Below are 20610 nucleotides of genomic sequence, written 5' to 3'. Positions count from 1 at the left end.
GCTTCAACTTCCCTGTGTCGCGTCTGCTGTGGGTGAATGGGTGTTTGCCCTGGGGCGTTACATGATCGCTGCCAACGCCGCCAGCCTTTCCCCTAACCTGTCCTGCATCGCCGCCATGGCGCCGGATGTGTGCGCAGAGAGCGCGATGTGTTCATGGCCGAGAAGACCGGCCAGACTGTGGTGCCCGTCGATTTCGTCACTTTGCAAGAGCTTGAGCAGCGCCAGTTGGTGCAGCTCGCCCGCCAGCAATTGCTCGAGCGCGCGCAGGCCTTCCTCGGGTTCGATGGAGCCCAGGCCGAGCGCGGTCATCCGCTCCCGATAACGGGCATCACTCACCGTACCGACGCTGCCCCAATACCCCCAGTTGATCACCTTGATCGGGCACGACCATTGGCCCCTGAGCTGATCGGCAAACGCATCGGCGAAGGTACAGCCCGCCGCGTAGTTGCTTTGGCCGGCGGAGGTGCTGAAGGACATCATCGAGGAGAAAAACAGCACGAAATCAAGCGCGGCAGCACTGTCCCCGAACGTGCGGGCCAGTGCCACGCTGGTGGCAACCTTGGCGTTCAGCACGCTGGTGAATGTCTGCTCATCCATGTTGGCCAGGCTTTGATCCTTGAGAACGATGGCCGAATGCACCACGCCATTGATCGGGCCAAAACGCTCGGTGATCTGCTGTTTCGCCATGGCCAGTTGCTGTTCGTCTGCGGCATCGACTTGCAGGTAAACCGGTGCCGGGGCGTCATGCATCAGGCTGACGGCGGTGAGATCGTCAAGTTTGGCTTCCAGTTGCGCATCCAGCGCACGGCGACCGATCCAGATCACCCGGGCGCGATGTTGGCTGATCATGTGTCGGCTCCAGACGGCCCCGATTCCCCCGGCACCACCGATGACCAGATAGACGCCGCCGTCCCGATAGACCGGCAGGCGGGTTGGCGTTGTGTCGGCCTTCACCTGCGCCAGTTGGCGAAACCACCATTGGCCTTGACGTAGTGCCAGCAGTTCACCTGAGGCGACGCCGGCGAACGGTACTGCGTCCAGCAAGGCCAGACGCTCATCAGGCAAATCCGCGAGCTGCACGATCCAGTGCGGATACTCTTTGGCCAGTGAACCCGCCAGTCCATGCACCGCCGCGTGAGCCGAACGGCAGGACTCGCCGGGGCGGATGCCGATCGCCTGATTGGTGACCAGGGTCAAGCGCAGAGGCCGAGGACCGTAGCCCTGACTCAGCAGCGCCTTGATCAACCTGAACAACGCCACGATGCCGTGCTGTTGCGCCGCGATCAGGTCAGTGCTGCCATCGTCGGGCGGTGCCAGCCACATGACCTCGGCCAATCCGGGCCGGGCGTGCAGTTCGGCTTCGTAGTCGGGCGGCGAGTCGTCCACCCATGCAGCCTGAGGATAGAGCTCGGCCAGCGCCTGACGACGGGCCGGGGTCGCACCGAAGATCAACCTCGCGCCATGGATGTGCTGCCGCTCGCTGACCGTGCCGTCGACCACCGACCAGATTGGCGTCATTAGCTGCTGTATTTGTTTCGTCACCGGCTTTTTCGCAGCCGCCGTAAGCTGTCTCGAGCTCAAGCCGACAAACCGTGCACAGATACGTCCCTGATCGTCACACAGATCGATATTGATCCGGCCAGCCGGGTTGTCGGCGAGGTCGCTGCGCAACACGGCCCACATCTCCCGCTGACACGGCGCGATAATCTCCAGCCGCTGCAAGGCAAAGGGCATCACGAGCGACAGCGGCGCAGCGCCGCTGTCGTCCAGTGGCAGCAGCATGCCGATGGCGGCCTGCAATGCACTGTCGGTCATCCCTGGCTCCAGCCACCATTCGCCATCGGGAAAGCTGCCCTCCAGATTCAACTGCGCCAGCACTTCGCGCTGGCCGCCCTGCTCCGCTATCAGCAGCTGGCGGATACCGCGATGGCTGGCGCCGTACGCCAGGCCCATCTGGTCGAACAATCGATAGACTTCGCGGTCGTCCAGGCGCCGTTGCCAAGTGCGGTCGCGCCAGTGCGCCAGATCCAGTCGCTCGGCTACCGGCTGCACATCCGTTATCACTCGGGCCTGACAATGCGGTTGATCGCCGTCTTCGCCAAGCACCGTCACCGCAAGCTGACCATTCACGCGTTCCAGGTTGACCCGCAGGCGACGCGGTGCGGATTCTACCGTCAGCGACGCCAGCCAGTTGAGCTGCTCGATGACCATGGCCTGCGCCTCACCGCCCACCAGTGAATGCGTCACCGCCGCCCTGATCAGCTCCAGGCAGGCAGCACCGGGCAGCGTTTTACGCCCGTTCACCACGTGGTCGCGCAACCACGGCTCATCACCGCTGAAGACGCTGGTGAATTGCTGATGGTCGAAGGTCGAACTGTTGCGATGCAGCAACGGATGCAAGCCCATCGGTGCCGAAGTCAAGCAACGGGCACCCGTGGGCGCCCAGTACCGGCTGGTGGCGAAGGGATAAGTTGGCAGGCTGATGCGCTGGCGTCGCTCGCCGCTGGCGGCCCACAACGCCGTCCAGTCGATACGCAGCCCCGCGCTCCACAGCTCCAGCAATTGTTGCTGCTCACCGTTGGCAAACAACCTGGCCAACTGCTCGCGCCACTGGCTCGGGAAGCGGTTCTTGAACTGTTCGACGTGGTCGCTGCTGGCGTTCGTGTCACCGCAAATCCAGCCACGACTGTCGCCGCCAGCCAGACCGCGCAAAGCGTCGCGCAGGCTTGCCATCGAAGCCGTGATAAATGCCGCGCGATGCTCCATCGCCTCGCGACCTACCTGCAATGTGTACGCAATAGCGGCCAGCCTGTGAGTAGCCGGCGCCTGCTCCAGTCTGGCGAGCAGACGGCTGGCGGTCTGGCGCAACTGCTCAGGCTCGCGGGCAGACAGCATAATCATTTCGGGCTTGCCATCGGCAACGGATACCCGATTCGCTTGCAAGTACTGCGCAACGATCAAGTGGGCGTTGGAGCCGCCCGCGCCAAACGAGGAAATCCCGGCGATGCGCGGCATTGGCTGACCGTCGTGCGACGGCTGCGGCCAATCGCGCAGGTGCTGGTTGACCTCGAACGGGGTCGCCGCAAAATCGATAAAGGGGTTGAGTGTCCTGGAGTGCAGCGAGGGCACGATTTGCCCGTGTTTGAGCTGCAAAAGCACCTTGGTCAAGCCGGCGATGCCGGCAGCCGCTTCGCAGTGACCGATGTTCGATTTCACCGAGCCGATCCAGCAGGTCTGCGCAGGTGTGCGCTTACCCAAGGCATTGGCCAGGCCAGCTATTTCGATCGGATCGCCCAGACGAGTGCCGGTGCCGTGGGCCTCGATGTAACTGATGGCCGCCGGGTCAACCTGCGCATCCTTGAGCGCGCCGCTGATCGCGGCCTGCTGCGCCCGTGGATCGGGCACGCTGTAACCGGTGTTCTTGCCGCCGTGGTTGAGGTAGCTGCCCTTGATCAGCCCGTAAATCTGATCGCCATCGCGCTCGGCATCCGCCAGTCGCTTGAGGATCACCACACCCACGCCTTCGCCCGGCACATAACCGTCCCCGCCTTCACCGAAGCTGGCGCACTGGCCCTGGCTGGAGATGAATTGGCCGCTGCTGAGCATCAGGTACTTGTTGGGATGCAGCGTCAGGTTGACACCACCGGCAATGGCCATGGTGGTGCGACCACTGCGCAGGTCCTGACAGGCCAGATGCAGAGCGGTCAGTGAGCTTGAACACATCGAATCGAGCGACAGGCTCGGGCCTTGCAAGTTGAGGCAGAACGACACCCGGTTGGCGATACTCGCGCTGGAGCCGGCAAACCCCATGCGCTCGCCGCGCAGGCTGGCTTCTGCGCCCAGCAGTTGGTATTCGCTGTACATCACGCCGGCATAGACGCCGACCTGCTGGCCGTTATCACCGAGCTGGCGGCTGTAGCCGGCGTCTTCCATGGCCGCCCAGGCAGTTTGCAGAAATAGTCGCTCCTGTGGGTCGATCAGCTCGGCCTCCAGCGGCGAAATATTGAAGAACAGCGGATCAAACTGATCGATGCCGTCAATAAAGCCGCCCCACTTGCTGTTGTGCACCCCGCTCACCCTGCGGTTAGTGCTGTAGTAGTCGCGCCAGTCCCAGCGCTCGGGAGGAATTTCGCCGATACTGTTTTTGCCCTGGCTGAGGTTCTGCCAGAAGGCTTCAAGGTCATCGGCGTCAGGGTAGCGCCCGGCGATGCCAATGATCGCGACATCGTCGCGCTGCTGCGGGGTCGGCGGCAGATGGTACGCGGGGCTGTCGAACAGCCGGCGCTGTTGATCGCGGGTTGCGGCGACGGGTTCGGTAACCGCCGTGGTGTTTCTTGATGCCAGATAGTCCGCCAGGGCCCGGAGGCTGGAATGCTCGAACAGCAGCGCGGGCGATAGCGCGCCAAAACGTTGTTCGAGGCGCCGCGTGAGGTCGAGGATCTGCAACGAGTCGATACCATGGTCCTCGAAACACTGCTGGTCATCGATTTGTTCCGGCGGCGTGTTCAAGGTACTCGCCAGCAAGGTCCGCAGCTGGATTATCAATGGCTCCTGTGGCGGTTTTCGCGCCTGCCGCGTGGCCAGATGGTCAGCCAGGCCCTGCAGGCTCGGGTATTCAAAAAACAATGTTTTGGACAATGCGCCGAAGCGTTTTTCCAGCGCGGCGGTCATCTCCATGATCATCAGCGAATCAATGCCGTACTGTTCAAACGGCACGTCGTTATCCAACCGCGACGGGCCGATCTTCACCGTATTGGCCAACAACTGACGCAGCCAGGCCAGCAGGTTTTCACCGTCTATAGGCGCTGCCTCGACAGCCGGGGTCGATTCGTGGCTGAGCAACGCGACCAGTTTGTCGGTGTCGCCGGCCAGCACCATCAGTTGGTCTTCATTGCTGTGCAACGCCTGACAGAACGCCTGAATGCCGGTGGCGCTGGCCATCGCTTCGATGCCGGTGCGTTGCGCCAGAACGCGCCGCGCCGTATCGCTCATATGCAGACCACCTTCGAGCCACAGCGGCCAGTTGATCGCCAGCGTGCGGCCATGCCGCGTTCCCGTTGCGACCTGCTGATTGCGCAGGCTGGCGAAGGCGTCCAGATAGCCGTTGGCAGCGGCGTAATCCGTCTGTCCGGCGTTGCCCAGGACGCTGGCAATCGAGGAGTACAGCACGAAGAAATCCAGCGCCGAGCCGGCACTGAAGCGGTCGAGATGGTGCACGCCGTCAACCTTGGCGGCGAACACAGCGGCAAAGTCCTCCCTGGGTTTGTCTGTCAGCAAGGCGTCGCGGGTGATGCCGGCGCAATGGATGATCCCGTGCAATGCGCCGTGATGGTTGACGACATCAGCGATCAGGCATTGAACCTGATCGGCATCGGCCAGATCCACTGCGCGGTAATCAACGCCAGTACCCAGTTGCGCCAGCTTGTCGACCACTGACGGTGCATCGGTCGGCGTGCGGCCACAGAGCACGACACGGGCCTGAGGCGCGGCAGCGATGATCGCTCGCGCCATGACCGTGCCGACACCGCCCAAACCACCGGTAATCAGGTAGACACCCTCTGGCCGCCAAGGCGCGGGAGCATGGTCCAGCGGCTGGTGGCGCCAGCTCAGTTGCTGACGGCGCAGTGTGCCGGCATCGGCCAGATAGCGCAGTTGGCGCTCGCCAGGGTCTGCAGCCTCGGCTGACAATTGCGTCAGCAGTTGCTGCGTGTCGAGCCCCGGTGCCACTTCTATCAGTTGGCTGATGAGCGCCGGTTGTTCGCGGCTGACGCTGCACAACAGGCCGCCGAGACCGCAATAACCGTGTGGGTCGTTGATCGGGACCAGCAGTTGTGTCAGGCAGGGCTGGCCAGTGCGGAGCAAGGATTTGAGCTGTTCGGCAAGCGCCAGCGCGGCGTGTTGATAGTCACCCTCTGGCAAGGCGAAACAACTGATGCCCCGCGCCTGTAGAGGCTCCATCAAGTCGTAAAACGCGTGCGTCAGCACCACCTGAGTAATGCCCTGCGCTACTGACGTACCCGTCTGCTCAGCGTCGCGCCAGTTTTTGTGACACAGCAGTCCGCTGCTGGCGCCAAGGCCTTGCCCGGATACGGTCTTGAACGACAACTGATTCAGCGTCGCGCAGCACTGGCCATTTTCATCGAACAACGCCAGATCAAAGCGATAACCGCCCGGCGTGGTCCCGGCGCTGCGGATCTGCACTTGCAGGATCGCCGGGCAGTCGGAAAACAACACGCATTCACCCAGACCGTCGGGCAGCAGCAACGCCGGACGCTCGCCCAGTTCATCAAACAGCAAGGCCATGACACCCTGCATGGCGGCATCCAGCAACGCCGGATGCAGGGCGAAACCGGCGTTCAACGCCGGGTTTTGCAGGGCGACACGCGCCAACGCCTTATCGTCCTGGCGCAACAGCGACAGCAGACGACGATGACCGATGCCATAGTCGATGCCCATCACGGCAAAGCACTGGTAGCAGGCTTCAACGTCGATTACTTGGGCGCCGAGGCTGTTGAAGTCGAGTTGCGCCGCCTGGACCACGGCGGTGGCCGCCAAGGCCCGGCAATGCAGCTGCAACTGACCGGCGCGATCGTAGGAGCAAATCCCGATCTGGTATTCGCCCTCTGCTTGTACCGACAGCTCAAGGAACAGCTCGCCCTTGTTGGCGGCGTCAATGCTGAATGATTGAAGCCAGGCCAGATTGCGAATCACCAGCGACCTGCCCGCAGGCACCGCGCCGCCCAAGGCGTCGGTCAAAGCCGCCTGGATCATGGCGATCATCGCCGCCCCCGGCAGAACGCCCTTCCCGTTGACCTGATGCTCAACCAACACGCTCTCGCCACCGGTGAACCGGGTCAGGTAACGCAAGCCGCGCAGGTCCGACACGTTGCGATGTAGCAGTGGGTGCAGCCGTTCCTCTTTCGCGATAGCCGACACGACTGATTGCTGCGGATCGCGCCAGTAGCGCTCGCGAGCAAAGGGGTAACCCGGCAAGCTGAGCGGCGCGGGCGCGCCCTGCGGGTACATCAGGCGCCAATCCAGGGGGACGCCGCTGAGCCAGGCGTCGAGCAGTTTTTGTTGCTCGCCGCGTTCGATCCAGCCGACGATGTCGGCGCTCGAAGCCTGAGCGTCAGGCTTGAGCCGGCCACGCGCCTGCGCGCCGCCGTTGTCGATGAAATCCCGCAGCCGGGTTTTCAACTGGGTCAGTGAACTGACCAGCAATCCGTGGCGATGCTCCATCGCCTCACGAGCGACCTGTAAGGTAAAGGCCAGCGCCGGCAGATCGGCGTCGCCAAGTGCGTCCTGCGCAAGCTCGTCCAGCAACAGTCTGGCTTGCTGCACCAATTGCTCGCGGGTCCTGGCAGACAACGGGATGATCGCCGGTTGCTGCTCATTGACGGCAATCTGTGGCCGCACCCTGTGGTCTTCGTATTCTTCGATCACCACGTGGGCGTTGGCGCCACCCGCGCCGAAGGAAGACACCGTGGCAATGCGCTTGAACGTCTGCAACATGCCGTCGATCAGCACTTGCGGCCGCGACCATTCTGCCAGCGACTGCTGCACGGCGAACGGGCTGTTGACGAAATCGATCTCCGGGTTGAGTGCATCGGCGTGCAGTGACGGCACCAATTGGCGGTGCTGAAGTTGCAGCAGCACCTTGGTGATACCGGCGATGCCGGCGGCGCTTTCGCAATGGCCGATATTGGATTTGACCGAGCCAATGGCGCAGTACTGCCTGACGGGCGTTTGCACACTGGTCTTGAATGCCCGCGTCAGACCGGCGATCTCGATCGGGTCGCCCAGCGCGGTGCCGGTGCCGTGGGCCTCGACGTAGCTCACGGCTCTGGCATCGATACCGGCCCGAGCCAGCGAATCAACTACCAGTCGGCTCTGGGCCAAGGGATTTGGCACGGTGTAGCCATTGGTTTTGCCACCGGCATTGATCATGCTTGCTTTGATCACGCCGTAGATCCGGTCGCCATCAGCCTCGGCCTGCGCCAGTGGTTTGAGCAGCAATGCGCCCACGCCCTCGCCCGCGACAAATCCGTCGGCCTCGGCGCCGAACGCCTTGCACTGCCTGCCTGCGGACAACATCTTCATCTCGGTCAGGCCCCTGTAGTGAACAGGGTCGACCACCAGATTGACCCCGCCGACCAGCACACAGTCGCTGACACCGCTGTGCAGGCTTTCCAGCGCCAGATGAATCGCGGTAATTGATGACGAACAGGCGGTGTCCACCGCAAGGCTCGGGCCTTGGAAATTGAATTGATAAGACACGCGGTTGGCCACCGACCAGTAAGTGGACTGGCGGGCGTAGGTGCCATTCATTACGCCGACAAACACCCCGACCCGATGCCGTTCGGCCAGCCGTCCCGGCGTGTAGCCGGCATCGCTGATGCAGTGATAGGCCTCTTCCAGGAACAGCCGTTCCTGGGGGTCCATTTTCAGTGCTTCGCGGGGCGAAAGATGAAAGAACAGCGGATCGAACTTGTCGATTTCACGGATGAAGCCACCCCACGGGGTATAGATGCGGCCCGCCGTGCCCGGTGCCTGATCAAAATACTGATGCCAGTCCCAGCGATCAGCCGGCACTTCATCAATGCAGTTCTCGGCATTTTTCAGGTGCTGCCAGAGCTCGCGAACATTGTCGGAGTTGGCGTAACGCCCCGCCAGACCGACGATGGCGACATCTGAACCGCGCGCCATTGCTGGCGTGTTGTCGGTTGCCTTGGCGATAAAGCGCGACTTGCCCGGTGTGATCAATGGCTCGACGCTTTCGACTGCGGATGGCGCCACGGTTGCCGTTGTCTGATCAAGACCCAGCAGCGTCTTGAGCCGGTCTTTCTGCGTGACGACAAAATGATCTGCCAGCGCCTCGACGGTCTGGTATTCGAAGAACAGCGTGCTGCTGATCCCTGCCAGTTTGTCGCGCAACAGGTTGGTCAGCTGCACCACCAGAATCGAGTCGATGCCATAGGTTTCCAGCGCTTCACGGGCGTCGATCTGCTCGGGCACAATTTTGAACAGCCCGCCGATGACCTGCTTGAGGTAGCGGACTGTCTCGGCTTTGAGCTGCGTGCTGCTGACTTCGGCCATCGGTGCTGCGATAACGCCGGATTGTGGCGTTCGCGGCGCCTGAGCAGCCACTTTCGCCCAGTTGACGGGCGCTGTTCTGGCCGGTTCGACTTTATCGCTGCGGTCCTGCCAGACCATGCCATTGCTCTGGGCGATGACGATCTGCTGCCCGAGGTCGTGGTCGGCCAGCGCCGGGAAGTACACCTGCCGATACCCTTCGCTTTCCAGCACCTGCTTCCACTGTTTTGGCGCGAGCGCCGGGCCGCCGGGCATGCGCAGCTCCGGGTCGTCGAACAGCCACCAGCCCTTGAGCAGACCGAAGGTCAGGTGGGTAAACAGACCATTGCGCGCAATCTCGTTGATCAACACCAAGCCATTGTGTTTGAGCGCGGCCTTGGCGTTTTTCAGGGCCCGGTGCAGGTCTTGCGTCGCATGCAGGACGTTGGTGGCAATCACCAGATCGTAGGCGCCGGGCATGATGCCCTGTGCTGCCAGCGGCTTGTCGACATCGAGCAGCTGATAGCTGAGGTACGGGGTTTGCGGACCATAGACCTGCCGTGCGTGCATCAGGAACACCTGGGAGACGTCGCTGTAGCAGTATTCAGCAATCTGCGCTTGATACGGCCGCAGCTTTTCAAAGGCCCGCGCGCTGGTGCCGCCGGTGCCGGCGCCGATTTCCAGGATCCGAAGCGGCGTCTGTGGCGACTGTTCCAGACGGCCCCTGACAAATTCGAGCATGGCATCGAGCAACACTTCGTTGAAGAAGTCGGACACCGGATTGTCTTTGTAGATGCCCTCGACCATGGACATCGAGGCGTCGGGGAACAGGATGTCGGTGGCAACGATCCGGCCATCGAGTATCTGCGGCAATACACGCAGGGTCGCTTCGGCGAGCAGTGCTTCGGCTTTAAGGCTGGGTTGTTCGAGCCAGGCCGGCTGTTGCGCTTCCCATTCGTGCCACAGGGCTTCGACCGCCAGCGGTTGCGGGTGGGTGACACGGCAGATGTCGCCCTCCAGCTGCACGTAGCCGCGTTGGGCCAGCTCCTCAAGACTCTTGTCGAGCCAGCGCTGATACATCGGCAACAGGCCACTGCGTTGCATCATTTCGGTGACCGATTCGCGCTCGCGACGCAAGTAGCCCAGTTGCTGCAACTGGGCGTAGAGCAAGCGAACTTGCAGTTCGTCGAGGGCCGCCTTGTGTGTCTGTACCTGTGCCGTTGCGCTGCGAACCTGCTGATTGTCCACCCGTAGATTTTTCTGCATCCGGGTGATCAGCGATGGGTAGGCAGGCGGATGAATTTCGCCGTACTCACCAAAAGGCCCGGCAGGATGTCGTGCCAGCGCCAGGTGGTTGAACGTGTCACTCAATCGCTGCGAAGTGCGCAGGAAGGTCAACTGGCTGAGCGGGGCACCCTCATCACGGGCACCCAGCAGTGTTTCCAGCGCCAGCATCGCCTGTTCGCCTTCGATTGAACCGAGTCCGACGTCGGCCATTCTGCGCCGATAGTCATCACTGGCCACTGAGCCGACATCGCCCCAATAACCCCAGTTGATCACCTTCACCGGGTAGCCACGGTGTTGCGCCAGATAGTGGCCGAAGGCGTTCTTGAAGGTGCAACCGGCGGCGTAATTGCTCTGGCCAGCCGACTTGGTGAAGCTTTGCAACGACGAGAAGAACAGCATGAAGTCCAGCGGCTGGTGTTCGAACACCTCGGCCAGCCGTACGCAGACATCGACCTTGGCGGCGAGGCCTGCGGCAAATTTTTGCGCGTCCATGCGCGCCAGGCTTTGATCCTCAAGCTGGATCGCCGCATGGATCACCCCGTGAATCCGGCCATGCCCGGCCAGCACTTGCTTCACCGCCTGTTGCAGCGCGGCGTGGTTGCCGGCGTCGGCGCTGATGTAGTGTGGCGCGGGGCCAAGCTGGGCCAGTTCGCTGATCGCCGCGTCAATCCGGCTGTCCTGCTCGCGACGCCCCAGCCAGATGACCTGGGCGCCACGGGTGCGGATCAGGTGTTCGCTCCACAGCCGACCAATGCCGCCAGCGCCGCCGACGACCAGGTACACGCCGCCATCGCGGTAAAGACTTTCGGCAGCCACTTCGGCTGGCGGCAGGCAAGGCGCCAGATACTGGCGATACCAGACGTCGTTACGACAGGCCAGCGTGTCGCCACGCGGATCGGCGGGTAACGACAACAGATCCAGACTCGGCCAGCTGTCGCCTGCCGGCAAGTCCACCAGCCGCACTAGCCAGTGGCTATATTCCTTGGCCATCACGCCGATCAGCCCGTGGAGGCTGGCGTGAGCGGGCGCCACCGGTTCAGTGGTGGCCTGATGCAGCGGGCTGGCTTCACCGAACACCGTCAGCGTTGCGCGGGTGATTACCGTCCATTTGAGAGGTTGCTGATCCAGCGCCAATACCAACAGCGCCTTGATCAAGCGGAAGCAGCTCTGCACGCCAGTCTGCTGGGCGTTGATCATGCCGTCGGCGCTTTCGCCCATCGCCTTTTCCGTCGGCGCCAGCCACAGCAGATGCTCCACCGGGCCTGCCTCGCCCAGCAGCCCGGTGAGTTTTTCGATGGATTCGCTGCCATCCAGCAACAGCGAAACGGCGTGCGGATAGCGGGCGGTCAACTGTTGCTGGCCTTGGGGATCATTGGCTATCAGCAACAGCCGGGCGCTGCTTGGTGGCAACGGTTGAGGACTGACCCGGCGCCATTTTTCCACCAGATAGCAGTCGGTCTGTGGGCGGTCGTCGAGCATCATCTCCAGCGGTGACGACGCCTTCATTTCGCGCAAGACAAAACCCTGAAGTGCGACGCAATGCTCGCCCTGCTGATTGTAAATGTCGATATCAAAGCTCGACTGCCCCGCCTCCGTGTTCTCGGCACCGGGCCGCACCCAAGCCCATATCTGCTCACCCAGTGCCCCACCGCTCTGCTGTAACCGGGCCAGCGCAAAAGGCACTCGGGTTTGCCTGAGTTGCGGTGCTGCACCTTGGCCAAGCTGATCTGCTACCAGCAGGCCCACAGTCGACTGCAAGGCGCCGTCCATCAGGCTCGGGTGCAGAACAAATTGTCGGTGGCCGGCACTCAGGGACGGGGGCAGTTCGATCCGCGCCAGCAACTGCCCGTCGTCGATATGCAGTTCGCGAACCGGTCGGTGGCTGGGGCCGTAGTGGATGTCGATGCTATCGAACAGCCGGTAAAGCGCATCGGCGTCGAGGCGATGACCCTTGATAGCGGCTTGCAAGGACGCCAGCGATGCAGCCGGTTCGAGCGAGTTTTGCAGCAACACGGCTTCGCCCTGGCAACACAGGGTTTGCTGTTGGTGTTCGCGAATCTCGAACGTCAGCCGATGGGGCTCGACGCTGTTGATGTGGATATCGACGGTGGCAGGTTCATCGCCCTGCTCGCCGAGCATCAGCGGTTGCGACCATACCAGATTGCACAGACTCACGGCGCCGGACGATGGCAGCTCGCCGAGGGAGCGGCTGATGGCTTCTCGCGCCATCTCCAGGTAGGCCACGCCGGGCAGCACTTTCTGGTTACGCACGCGATGATCTCTCAGGAAAAACTCATTGCCGCTGAACACCGAGGTGAATTTCTGTTGCGACAGATCGGACACGTTGCGGTGCAGCAACGGGTGCAAGCGGGCCTCGCCGACCTGCTCAGCCTGAGGCGGAAAATGGAAGTCGCCGGACACCCAGATCCGCTCGCGGGCGAAGGGATAACCGGGCAGGCTGATCCGTCTGGCCGCGCCCGTGGTCGCCGCCCCGAACAGCGCCCAGTCGAACGTCAGCCCTTTGACCCACAGCTCCAGCAACTTCTGGTATTTGCCTTTATCGGCCCAGGCCGCCAGCGTTGCCGCCATGTCCTCATCGTGGGCCAGAACCGCTATTGCGGCCTTGTTGTCTTGCACCCGACCGATATGCAGGCCGTCGAAGCAGCCAAAGTGCTCCGGGGCCTTGATCAGTTGCGCCAGGCCCTGCGCCAAGCGCTCCTGCAGCTCACTGATTGCGGCGACGCTGAAGGCCAGGCGATATTCCAGCGCTTCCCTGCCCCGTTGCAGGGTAAAGGCCAGGTCCGCCAGACGCGGCAGCTCGCCTTCCGTGTCGCACCGTTGCAGGAACTGCTGCAAACGCTCGACTTGCTGTTGCAGCTGGGCCGGGGTTCTGGCCGACAGCACAATGATCGCGGGCTGCCCGGCAACCGGCTCGTCCCGGACAGGCGCCACGTATTGAGCGATGATCACATGGCCGTTCGATCCGCCAGAGCCAAAAGACGAGACCGAGGCTACCAGTGGATACTCGCGTTCGCGGCCATCGAGATTGAGCAGCGGTCGACGCCACGCTTGCAGTTGCTGAGGAATGTAGAACGGCGAGTCGGCAAAGGAAATTCCAGGGTTGAGACGACTCGAATGCAGCGACGGCGCCAATTGGCGATGCTTGAGTTGCAACAGCACCTTGGCTATCCCGGCGATGCCGGCTGCCGACTCCAGATGGCCGATGTTCGATTTGGCGGAACCGAGCGCGCACTGTTGCGCCAATGCCGGCTCGCTGCCGAGTACCGCGCTGCGTCGGGCAAAGCCCTGTTGCAGACCGCTGATTTCAATCGGATCGCCCAACGCGGTGCCCGTGCCGTGCGCCTCGATATAGCTCAGCTCGCGTGGATTCATGCCGGCCTTTTCCAGCGACTCGGCGATCATTGCGCCTTGGGCATTGGGGCTCGGCACGGTGTAGCCATGGGTCTTGCCGTTATGGTTGACCGAGGTCGCGCGGATGACGCCGTAGATATTGTCGCCATCGGCCTGCGCCCGGGCCAGCGGTTTGAGCAACACCGCACCAGCACCTTCGCCGGGCACAAAACCATCGCCGCCTTCGCCGAAACTGCGGCAGCGGCCATCGGTCGAGGACATGGTCAGCTGCGACTGGATAAAGTATTTATTGGGGTGCAACGACAAGTTGACGCCACCGGCCAGCGCCACCTGGCACTCGCCGCGTTTCAGACTCTCGACGGCCAGGTGCAGCGCGGTCAGTGAGGACGAGCAGATGGTGTCGATGGCCATGCTCGGGCCGTTGCAGTCAAAGACGTAGGACACGCGATTGGCAATCGAACCAAACGATGAATCCACCGCGTCATCGGCGCAATCGGCGGCAGCAGAGCGCGTATACAGCAAATATTCGCCATGCATCACGCCGACAAACACGCCCATTCGTCCCTGGTAATGACGTTGCAGTGCGGCCCGATCGTAGCCCGCGTCTTCGAGGGTATGCCAGGCGGTTTCGAGGAAGATCCGTTCCTGCGGATCCATGCGTTCGGCGTCGCGCGGCGAAATGTTGAAAAACAGTGGATCGAAGCGGTCGACGCCGTCGATGAAACCGCCCCACTTGGTGTTGATCTTGCCTTTGAGGCTACGGTCGCGGCTGTAGTAATGATGGTGCTGCCAACGCTCGGCGGGGATCTCGCTGATGCTGTCGACTGCATTTTTCAGGTTGTCCCAAAAACTGTCGACATCCGGTGCACCGGGAAAGCGCCCGGCCAGGCCGATGATCGCAATCGGTTCGTCGCGCCCCTGGCGTCGGTTTGTTTCAGGACGTTGTGCTGCTCTGGCGGACTGGGCGGATTGTTTGGCGGGCGCCTGAATCCCCAGTATTTGGCGGCTGCGCGATGGATGTTCGGCAGCAAACCAGGTCGCCAGTGCGCTGATACTCTGGTGCTCGAAGAACAGCGTGCTGGACAACTCGCCAAACGCTTCTGCCAGCCGCTGGTTGAGCGAGGTGATCATCAGCGAGGTCAAGCCGTAGCGATCAAAGCTTTCGAGACTGTCGATGCTGTTCTCGGGAATTGCCGACACCCTGGAAAAGTGCTGCTTGAGATAGCCCTCAAGCGCCGTTTGCAGCGTGTCATCTCGCGCTGGCGGCTGTGCAGATTCGTCTCCGGCACAAGCCACGATATGACAGTCGACGGCTGCAAAGGGGTATGGCGCCAACGCCACTCGCCGAGAGTCATGCCGGGCAATCTCGGCCAGATCGCTCTCGCCGACGACCCAGCGGCTGGCGATAGCGTTCAGGGCGTGGCGGTCGAGGCCGCGCAAGTCCAGTTCGAGAGCAGCCGGTTGCGCCTCTCTGGCGAGGGTGCCACGCAGCGCTGACTGGCTATGCTCGGCCTTGAGTAACGTCAGCAGTTCGGCTTCGGTGTCGGCCACCAGCACCAGACGATGGCCGAGCGGGACCCGGCCGACACAGAGGGTGTAGCTGATATCGCCGAGGCTGGCGTCGCCCAGGCGTCCTGCCTGCAGATCGTCGGCAAAAGCCGTCACCACTTGTTCAAGCTGCGCGCGGCTAGCGGCGGTAAAGGGAAACAGCCAGGGCCCGACGGCCTGCGTCGTTGCGGCCTGTGGTGGCGGCGCATCAAGGATCAGGTGACCACCGGAGCCGCTGGCGCCGAAGGCGTTGATCAATGCACGTTGCGGCCCTTGCCACTCACTCAACGTATCGGCGATGGCAAGGTTGCTGTTCTCAAGTCCCACAAGTGGACTCAACGGATTGCAGCCGAGAGTCGGCGCTATTTGTCGGTGTTTGAACTGCATCAATACCTTGGTGATCTGCGACAATGCCGACGCCGATTCGAGGTGGCCGATATTGGCCTTGATCGACCCGACTTTCAGCGGCAGATCACCGAGGCGGCTGCCGAAGACTTTGTTGATCGCCGCAAACTCGGCCCCGTCCGCCAGACTGGCGCCAGGCGCTGCGGCTTCCACGTAGCCAATCGCCTCGGCAGGCAGCCCCGCCTGTTGCAGCACCCGGCGCATCGACGCGGCCTGACTGTCGGCGCTCGGGGTGCCGTAGCGAAATGTCTTGCCGCTATGGCTGATAGCGGTGGTGCGGATGACACCGAGGATCTGATCACCGTCGCGCCTGGCGTCTTCAAGTGGCCGGATCAACAACGCGCCAACGCCTTCGCCCGCCACCCAGCCGTTGGCGTTAAGGCCGAACGGGTGCGACTGGCCGTCGCCGGACAACAGCGCAAGCGACGTCAGCAGCTCAAGGTGTGAAGGATGACTGATCAGATTCACGCCGCCGACAATCGCCGCCTGACATTCACCCTGGCGAATACTGCTGCATGCAAAATGCAGGGCCGTCATCGCTGACGAACATGAGGTGTCGAATGCAACGCTGGGGCCATTGAAGTCGTTGAAGAACGACACACGGTTGGCAATCGCCGAGAGGAACGAGGTGGTTCGCTCGCCTTGTTCGCCGGGCTGGTGGTGCTGGTAATCGCCCCACATCGCGCCGACAAATACACCGACCCGCTCGGCCATGCGCCGCAAACCGGCGGCGGTATAACCGCTGTTTTCCAGGCAATGCCAGACCGTTTGCAGGAACAGGCGTTCCTGAGGATCCAGGGTCTTCGCCTCGGCGGGAGTGATCTTGAACAGCAGCGGATCAAACAGTTGCTTGCCGGCCAGCGCGCCGACCGCCCATTGTGGCGAATCCGCGCTGACGTCGTCGCCATACAGCAGCGATTCGCGGCTGACGGTATTGATCGCCGAGCGGCCAGTGCTGAGGTTTTGCCACAACTCTTGCGGATTGGCGGCTCCGGGATAGCGACCGCTGATGCCGATGATCGCCAGCGCGCCGTCATTCGCATACACAGAGGCGCTACGGCTGCCACTGTGGAGCTCCAGCCGTGGCCAGCCCACCGGAAGCAATTGCGTGACGGTGCCGCCAACGAAACTGTGCAGCAGTTCGTCGCCCTCATCCAAGTCAAAAGCGCCGCGAATTCTGTCGAAGTACATCGAGCCGATTGGGCACAGCCCGATGCCGAACTCAGCCTGTTTCTCCAACAGCAACTGGCCGATTCGTCCGGCCTGGAGGAGGTTGAAATAACGACTTTCACCGCCGTAAGCCGGTGAGCGACCGGCGATGATGAAGATCCGCAACCGGGCCTGCTGCGCGTGTTTGCGGTTGAACGGTGTGTAGCTGCCATTGAACGCCAGTGGATCGCCTTCGCCGATGCGACTCAGGCTATGGCTGTCGCGGTGGTAGCGGTAAATGCCGGGAGGCGGACATTGCGCCTCGCCGTGCCCGGTGGTCGGCCCGGCCAGGTGCAGGTAGATCTTCAGGTCCAGTGCGGCGTCGGCGTTGTACAAATAACCGCTGCCCTGCCCGGCTTTCAACAGACTCAACAACCGGCTCAACTGCGCCACGCTCAGTGGCTCGCCTCCGTACTGTCGCTTGGCGGCCCGCAGTCGCAGTGCATCGGCGCTGACCGGGGCAGTGGGCAGTTCGATGACGCTGTCACCCTGCTCCGGCAGATCATGGCGAATCTGGCGTTGTTGGCGGTGCAGTTGCTCCAGCGCCTCCTTGCCCGGCAGGTCAAAACCGTTGTTGTTTTCTGCCAGGAACTCAGCGAACAAGTGGCCGGGCTGCCCAGTCAGAACAGCCGGTGAGTCGCCCTCGATCAGGCAATGCAGCAAACGGTGGCTCGGCTGCAACTTGAACAGCGCGACCACCGCCGCGACGTCCACGCCATAGGCCGGTGTCAACGCGATGTCGAAGTCCGCCTGGCGCGACAGCAACAGTTGCTCGATATAACCCGCTTCGAGCACCAGCAGTGACGGGGCGGCATGGTTGTAGAGCGGCGTGATGGCCGCGGTTTCGGCGACCAGAAACAGCGCAAAACCGGCTTCGGCCAGTTGCGCGCGCTGCTCCGCACGCAGGGCCTGCGGGTCCAGAATGGCCGGCACACTGACGGGTAACAGACGGTTGAGCCGTGGCTGGTAGTACCAGGCGCCGCCCGGCAGCCCCCCGATCCGCCCCTCGGCGACATACACATAACACTGGATGGCGTTGAGGCCGCCAGCCGATGAATAGAGGTATTTGCCCTCGCCCTCCAGCGTCACTTCGCGCAATAACGAGAGCAGGCAACCCAGCCGTTCAAGGCTGGCGGGTGAAGCGTCGTCTGTTCGCTGATAAGCGCGCGAATCAAAGCGCACCGTCTCCAGCCGAATCAACTCATGGGCGGTTGGCTGTGGCGGCGGCGCGGCCTCCACCAGCGGCGCCTGCTCGGGCGTAACGCCCTTGGCCTCGAGAATAAAGGCCGTGACGGCGGCAATGGTCGGTTGCTCAAGGAACATCTCGACCGGCAGCGTCACCTGGTACTGCTGATGGATGCTGTGGACCGCTTGCACTAGGGTAAAGGAGGTTGCGCCCTGATCAAAAAGATCATCGTCAACCGCCAGCTCATTGATGCCGAGCGCCTCGATAAAATAGTGTTGCAGCCAGGCGGTCAGTGCCTGGGGATCCACGGCTGGAGCCTGGGAACTGCCTGGCGAGAGACCGTCACCGGCCAGCAGCGCCTGACGATCCGCCTTGCCATGGGGCGTGACCGGGATCTGCTCGACGAAATGAACCAGATTCGGCGTCATGTACTCGGGCAGACGGGATTTTACGAAGTCGCGTATCGCCTTTTTATCCAGTCCCTCGGCGACGACATAGGCCACCAGTTTGGGATCTTCAGAGCCGGGATCCTTGACCAGCACCACCGCATCGCTGATCAACGGATGGCTTTTGAGGGTGTTTTCGATCTCGCCCAGCTCGATGCGAAAACCCCGCAGTTTGACCTGCGAGTCGAAACGCCCCAGCACTTCGATCTCGCCATTGTCGAGGAAACGTGCCTCATCACCGGTGCGGTAAAGCCGGGCGTGGGGTTCAGTGGAGAACGGATCGTGGACGAATTTCTCAGCCGTCAGCTCGGGCCGATTGAGATAACCCCGGGCCAGGCCGACGCCGCCAATGCACAGCTCGCCGGTCTGGCCGATCGGCACCGGATTGGACCCGGCATCGAGGATGTGGATTTGAATATTGTCGATGGGCCGGCCGATCGGCACGCGCTGGTCCTCGCGCGGTTCGGCGAGCCACCAGGTGACGTCCACCGCCGCCTCGGTCGGGCCATAGAGGTTGTGCAATTGCGCGCTCAGCAGCGCGCGACACTGCAGCAGCAGGTCGTGGGTCAGTGCTTCGCCGCTGACAAACACCTTGCTCAGTGACCGGCATTCGCCAACCGCCGGGTGCTTGAGGAAGAAGCGCAACATGGACGGCACGAAGTGGCAGATGGTGATCCGCTGCGCCTTGATGATGTCCACCAGATAGTGGGCGTCTTTGTGGCCTTCCGGCCTCGCCATGACCAGACAGGCACCGCTGAGCAACGGCAGAAACAGCTCCCAGACCGACACATCAAAAGTGTAAGGCGTCTTCTGCAGGATCCGGTCAGCTGGCCCCACGGCGTAATGGCGCTGCATCCACAGCAGCCGGTTGCAGATCGCCTTGTGCGGCAACATGCAGCCTTTGGGCCGACCGGTTGAGCCCGAGGTGTAGATCACGTAGGCGAGATCATCAGGGCGATTGATGGACGCGGGATTGGCGTCGTTTTCGTGCAGCACTTTGTTCGCGGGATCGTCCAGGCATAGCACTGCAACGTCATGGGCCTTGAGGCGCAGCTCAAAACGCTGCTGCGTCAGCACCACGGTGACCGAGGCGTCGTCGATGATCAGGGCCAGCCGTTCCTCGGGGTAACCCGGGTCCAGCGGCAGGTAGGCGCCACCGGCCTTGAGGATGGCGAGCAGCGCGATCATCAGCTCAAGCGAACGCTCCATCTGCACGCCGACCAGGCTGTCGGGGCCGATGCCGAGTTCGCGCAGGTAACGGGCCAAGCGATTGGCTCGGCGATTCAACTGGCAAAAACTCAGGCTTTGATCGCCGAAGCGCACCGCCACGGCGTCAGGGCTGCGTTCCACCTGTTGCTCGATCAGCTGCTGTAGGCACTGGTCCAGCGGGTATTCGTGGTGGGTATCGTTCCAGCCGGCAATGATCGCGCGTTCCTGGAGACGATCACCGAGCTGCGCTGCGGGCGTAGTGCTCTGTGCACCGTCATTCGTTGAGTGGTTGTCTGACACTGCGCGACTTCCCTGTCAAGTTGGGCCGACGTCATCGGCGACTTTTGATCCGTGTCACCCGTCAGCGCGGCACGCTCACGTAAGCGTCTTGCCGTGCGAGCCTTCAGTCGATTACCGGGGGATTGTTCGGGTTTTTTGTGCAGCTAATGATTGAGGGGCGCGTTGCTGCGCAAGCTAACCGTCCTCGAAGGGACGCTTGTGACAAACTCACAGGCGCCTGCCCGTGAGAGAGAAAAGCGGAAAGCAGCCCTCGGCCTTGCTGCGGTGGCAAGAATTTGGGCTGTTCAATGTAGATTCAGTGAGGAGCAAGACCAACACATCCGTGTTCCTGAACACAGTAATTCCCTTTACCAGTGAGTGCCTGAGGCTTGCCAGCGACAATGATGCAGCCTTGCGCCATTGTAGACTCGCACCACTTGAGATCGTATTTTCTCGCTTGCGCCTGCAGGTCTGGACCTCTTCCTACAGAATACCGGTACCAGCCTAGTAGGAAGAGATGACCTGTCAAATCCAGATTCGAATACTTTACAAATGAAGGACGGACGGCCAGCCGGATACTGACCGACCAGACAGGCT

Annotated in this window: 1 protein-coding gene; it reads right to left on the bottom strand. The window is 62.2% G+C overall.

Annotated elements, in window-relative coordinates:
- Window positions 1-57: 57 nt before the first annotated feature.
- A complete protein-coding gene (locus LOY38_RS12665) occupies window positions 58-20034 on the bottom strand; it encodes an amino acid adenylation domain-containing protein (RefSeq protein WP_258700299.1) in 19977 nt (6658 codons plus the stop codon).
- Between the last annotated feature and the right edge of the window lie 576 nt (window positions 20035-20610).

The sequence above is a fragment of the Pseudomonas sp. B21-015 genome (genome assembly GCF_024749285.1).
GTDB lineage: Bacteria > Pseudomonadota > Gammaproteobacteria > Pseudomonadales > Pseudomonadaceae > Aquipseudomonas.
The sequence above is the reverse complement of the archived record's forward strand: the minus strand, read 5'-3'. Positions and strand labels throughout refer to the sequence as shown.